Origin of the sequence: Escherichia sp. KCJ4928, assembly GCF_004352695.1 — a bacterium.
Lineage (GTDB): Bacteria > Pseudomonadota > Gammaproteobacteria > Enterobacterales > Enterobacteriaceae > ECMA0423.
The window spans coordinates 1-489 of the sequence record NZ_SJWV01000591.1 but is presented as its reverse complement, the minus strand read 5'-3'; the positions used below and the strand labels follow the sequence as shown (position 1 = coordinate 489).

Below are 489 nucleotides of genomic sequence, written 5' to 3'. Positions count from 1 at the left end.
ATTTAATACATCCCCAAGGCGCTCAACAGAAATACCAACCTGCTGAAAATCCTGCCAAAGGTGAGCCAGTCTGATAACAGGAGCAATGACCTGACCTGCAAGCATATTAAACGCGATTAACTGCCCAATGCTTATCTCTCCCGATATGACAAGATGTGCTCCCATCCATAGACTAATTACCATTACACTTTTCTGTATCAGCTGTATCCCCTGCTGCCCTGTCATTGCAACCAGATTTACCCTGAAACTGGAAGCAACATACCCGGCCAGTTGTTTATCCCATGTAGCAATCATCTGTGGCGATACTGCCATGGATTTAATTGTATTTATTGCTGTTACCGTTTCGACAAGAAAAGCTTGATTTTCTGCATTCCTGAGAAACTTATCATCAAGACGTCGACGTAATAAGGGTGATATAAACAATGACCATATAACATAACAAGGTAGTGACAATAATATAACCAGTGTTAATTGAGGGCTGTAATACCA

The 489-nt window shown here is 41.3% G+C and carries 1 protein-coding gene; it reads right to left on the bottom strand.

What is annotated here, in order from left to right; translation table 11 throughout:
* The coding region (locus tag E0D98_RS25750) for an ABC transporter transmembrane domain-containing protein (protein ID WP_240723788.1) at window positions 1-489 on the bottom strand (489 nt) is incomplete at both ends.